Annotated in this window: 6 protein-coding genes and 1 pseudogene; all 7 read right to left on the reverse strand. The window is 40.0% G+C overall.

The genetic code is table 11. The features are described from left to right. Positions 1–201, reverse strand: a 201-nt coding sequence (locus RTK36_RS09695) for a hypothetical protein (protein WP_312046611.1), incomplete at its 3' end; no start/stop codon positions are given. A gap of 3 nt (positions 202–204) precedes the next feature. Beyond that, positions 205–555 carry a hypothetical protein gene (locus RTK36_RS09700; RefSeq protein WP_312046613.1) on the reverse strand — a complete coding sequence of 117 codons (351 nt, stop codon included), beginning with the start codon at positions 553–555 and terminating at the stop codon, positions 205–207. 14 nt (positions 556–569) lie between these two features. After that, positions 570–785 (reverse strand): hypothetical protein, encoded by a 216-nt coding sequence (locus RTK36_RS09705; protein WP_312046615.1) that lies wholly within the window; start codon positions 783–785, stop codon positions 570–572. 14 nt (positions 786–799) lie between these two features. Next, a complete protein-coding gene (locus RTK36_RS09710; RefSeq protein ID WP_312046617.1) occupies positions 800–1,669 on the reverse strand; it encodes a hypothetical protein in 870 nt (289 codons plus the stop codon). Positions 1,670–1,681: 12 nt separating this feature from the next. Next, on the reverse strand, positions 1,682–2,230 hold the full coding sequence (locus tag RTK36_RS09715; RefSeq protein WP_312046619.1) for a phage scaffolding protein: 549 nt from the start codon (positions 2,228–2,230) through the stop codon (positions 1,682–1,684). 449 nt (positions 2,231–2,679) lie between these two features. Continuing rightward, the gene (locus tag RTK36_RS09720; RefSeq protein ID WP_312046621.1) at positions 2,680–3,921 is read right to left on the reverse strand and encodes a hypothetical protein; all 1,242 of its coding nucleotides are present in this window, start codon (positions 3,919–3,921) and stop codon (positions 2,680–2,682) included. 64 nt (positions 3,922–3,985) lie between these two features. Beyond that, positions 3,986–4,370 (reverse strand): annotated as a pseudogene (locus RTK36_RS09725) (PBSX family phage terminase large subunit); the annotation flags it as partial.

Consider the following 4,370-nt stretch of genomic DNA (forward strand, 5'->3'; position numbering starts at 1 on the left):
GCCATAAATTCGAGTTGCTTTCGCAGAAAAAGGAATAAAGATATGAACCTCATTCGCCTCATAAAGCTTCTCTTGATTCAGTCTTGCCCCCAATGTTTCCTGCCAAAAAACTCCTGTAATTACAGTAGGTTGTAAAATATATTTGCGTACAATAGGATCGTAAATCCGATTAAATATGGTACATACCTCACGTGATTTCAACTTTTACACCCCCAAATATAAAAGCCCCGTTGGCAATAAATAGCGGCAAATGGCAATGGAAAGGCGCTCCTCCTCATTTGGTGTATTTGTAACACCTGCAGCATAATTTTTCGTTATCTTTCCAATGCTCTCCGCCACAACACCGCCGCCCTCCTCATTGAGTTTGATTGCCTCCGCCAATGCACAGCAAGCTCTTTTCAATAAATCTTCATCATCAATATATTCTTTTGCTCTTCCAAATGTAGCCATATTAATATACTCTGATGCCCGTTTTGCTAGGCGGTCAAAATCATCTTGGTGAATAGCATCTCCTCCAAAACTTTCTTGATAAAATTCGTAGGTTCCATATACCATTGCCCTTCCCCCTCCTACTGCTTACTCTCCCACTGTTCAACTGTTTTTTGATTTACCTTTGGAGTATCTTGATTCAGTGTCTCAATCTCTTTTTTCAACACTTTATTCTCTTCTAGAATCTTCTTCTTCTCCTTGCGAAGTTTTTGAATTTCTATCTGCAAGCAATTGCTTTCTTCTTCCAAAGAATTTACTTTTTGAGCCTTTGTACCCAATCCAATTTTTTTTGACATAATCGCCAGCCTCCTTATGCCTTATGAGACAAGTAAATACCCGCCACCTTATTCTTGTATACATCAACGATGCCGTATTTGCGATATTTTACAATATAGCTGTCGGCATCAGGGTTTCCAGCAGGGTCAATAACATCTCCCACCACGTGCTTGTCGAATTTAATCACAGCACCTTTATGTACAATCATAAAATTAATGTCTTTTCCCTCTGGGGATTTTTTATAATGTCCCAGTTCTTCCCCTGTGGTCTTGCCATCTAATAGATCAATGGTTGTATAAAAACGGCTTTGTGGTACCTTTCGCACAACCTCAAAGCTAGTCAAAACCTCTTTAGATTTTGTGGTATCCAGTGCCATAACGCTATTTAAAAGGGCATGGGTTGCATATAAAACTCTGCCCTCTTCAGGTACTTCATCCTCGTCCATCTTGCTTTTTGCCGCCATCAACGCATCCAGAAATGCCTCTGCAGTTGAATAAGTTGCTCCATCTGCTACAGAAATCCCTTCTGTTCCCGCTAAGGTTGCAAAGGTAAATGCATCCGACTCGGGAGCAACCTTTTCTCTTTGTAGCGTTGCTCCTGCCATATGAAAGGCTACCTGAAAGGTTTCAGCATCATCCATGGAATCAATAGATAGCTTTGTGCCTCTATCATAATTAAATGTGGCAGTTTTCCAAACCACATCAACAGAGCCGTTAGTGTAACCACTGTTTCGATCATAATTGCCCAGACCGGAAACACTGATCTGGGGATATAAAATTTCGTTACCGTTCCCCCCTGCTTTCATCATATTATTGTCACTGGTTAAGTCAGCAGTTACCGAAGCACTTTTGTATACCTCATCAATCAAGTTTGTATAGTTTTTTGCCAAAGCAATTCCCATCATTTATCTCTCCTTTCAGTCCTTTAAGGTCAAGCCCATTAATGCTCTCATCTTGTTTTCTTCCACCTTTGTCAGGGATACTCTACCCATACTTGGCATTTCAATAGGTCTATTGGGATTTAGAAAATAGCTTTTATCCTTGGTCAGCCCCTCCAAAATTTCCTTGTCTTCTTTGCCTTTGTTTATGTCCATGCTGATAGCCTTCTGAAATACAGTAAATACAGCCTTTTCCGTCAGTTCGTCACGCCATTTTTGTTCACCAACAGCTTGATTAAAACGGTTTCTCAAATGAACCTCCTGAGCAGCCTCCCGTTCTTTACGGATAGCCTCATCTTTTTCAGCCACAATCTTTCGCTCCAGCTCTTCCAGTCTTTGTTTCAAGTCAATTTCCTTTACAGATGACTCCTGAAGCTGTAAAACCAGAGCTTCTAAGCCTTTTTTTGTGCTATTTAATGCATTAAAGTCCACTCTTGCAACAAAATTTTTTCCAATTCCTTCTGTAATTTTTTTTTCAATTTCTTGAGCATTGTTGAGGCCCTTTAAAACTTCTTTTAACCATTCCATGAATTTTTCTCCTTCCATCTCTCAATTTTTGTATAGTTATTTAGGCTCTATCCTTTTCATTCGGCCAGTCCCGATACTGAGCCGCCTCCTTTTATCCCAAGGCAAGGGTACAAAAAAAGGCCTGTTTAACGTCTATTGCCTAAAGACGAAAGAACAAAGAGAAGGTACTAGAACTTGGGAATTCTGTCCCCAATTCCCCTTGCAAGGGACTCATCCCTTGACTCTTTTTTATTGAAAATCAAAGGTTTCAATAATTTCACACGATTTCATGTTATGCATTCATAAGAATTGATTTCTATTTAATTGTACGAGGTGCTTAGCACGAAACCTCGAGATTTTTAAAATTCTCAAGGACACTATGTCCAATATTTTTAGGCAAAACCTATTAAAGATTAAATAAAGTTTTGACTGAATTCCTTCAAAAGTTCATAAAGTTCGAGGCAAAACCTTTACGCATTCTTTGGGTCTCGCCCACATTTCTCTTGTCTTTTCTCAATCTCCTCCAAAACCTTTTGCGCTTCGTCTGATGTCTCGTTGGGATTCAGCCATTGCCGTAACTCAACTTTGCTTTTCACCCCTAATTCTAGAGCATCCTTTAATTGCCCCCACGTTTCGCTGCTGCTTTCTATCATCTCATAAGACCAATCAAAACGTACCCCATACGCTCCCATTGGTGCCAGCTCGTAGCAATTAGCTAAAACATTACATGCATAAAGATAGTCTCGTACGCCTCTTTCAACGGCATTTCGAATATCCCCAATTATGGCATATGTATCGTAAAGCCCGGTCTTGATTTCCGTGGCTGTTGCACCTCTGCTTTCCGGTGCTGTCAGAATCCCTTTGCTTGTACCAATACTTTTTTCCAATAACCCAAATAAATATTGTAATCGCTCATAATAACTGCTATGGCGAATCTCAGGACTAAATACTTCAATCATATCTCCATTTTCTTTGCCATGGGCGGCAAAAAACACCCTACTCGGCATGCGATATTTCCCTGTTTTGGCATCCTTTTGAAACATGCGCTCGTCTGCAAAAATCTTTACCTCTTTCAGCTTATACTCATCTCGAATTTGATCAAAACACTCAAAAATCTCGCTGATTAAACTGTCACAACCATATGTAATGGGAACACCATACTCGTCACCAAAGCGTCTATTGTCTATTGGCGATTGAAAATAGGCAAATAAAACACGGTCAACACCGGCAATGGCAATATCCTCAATTTCTGCCCATTGCTCAAGAAAAGCATTGTTACCCCATTGGTCAGTAACCTTATTTGTAATATAGAGATTTCCCTCAGCCACCCGATAATCCATCCATCTATAATATTGTTTTTCTCCTTGCTTCACGCTGTCCGCCAAAACCGTTGCTCTGGCTATACGGTTCCCTTGTTTTTCATGAATAACCATCCGCTCCTGAGATAGTACATCAAATTGAATTTTTCCCTGCCTAACAAAAGGAACAATGATGCACCCCCCTGTCCCCAGCATGCGTGAAACAACCCTCTTCATCCTATCCCAGACCTCAATTAAGCACTGATCTAGAAATGTCACCCTCCCGTTGTTTCCGGAAACATCAGCAGTGCTTTCGTTCATAACAAGGGTAGAAAGCTTATTGGCAAAAATTGCAGTAAGATTCATTTCATCTGCTGCCTCATATTTCTGGGTGAATGCCATATTTTCCTTCATCTATTCCCTTGTTGTATTTGTTTTCGTGATACCAAAAATTCGTACAATATATTCCCAAACCATTTTAAGCATCATAATTCCCCACCAATCTATATATGTTGTATTCAAAACTATACTCATCAGCATCTAAAATATCTATGTCACTACTGCCATTATCCAATCGCTTGTCCTCTAAAACTTGATTATCCCAAACCGCTGTAGAAAGTCCTCCCACAAGATCATCGCATTCTCCTTTGACAATATGAAATCGCTCCCCGCCCATAAGCAATAAGGTACAGCGTATTCTGTCGTTAATCGGTCGTTTAATGCTGTTATAAATTGGATACGTTGTGTGCTGACGATAACTGTTAATCATGGTCTGTTCAGCACTATCGCAATAAATGCCATTGGGATAGCCATAGTCCCGAATAATGCCTTCCACAAAATCTATAAATTCTTTTTCCAATGAA

It is taken from the genome of Anaerotignum sp. (assembly GCF_031981185.1).
GTDB lineage: Bacteria > Bacillota > Clostridia > Lachnospirales > Anaerotignaceae > Chakrabartyella.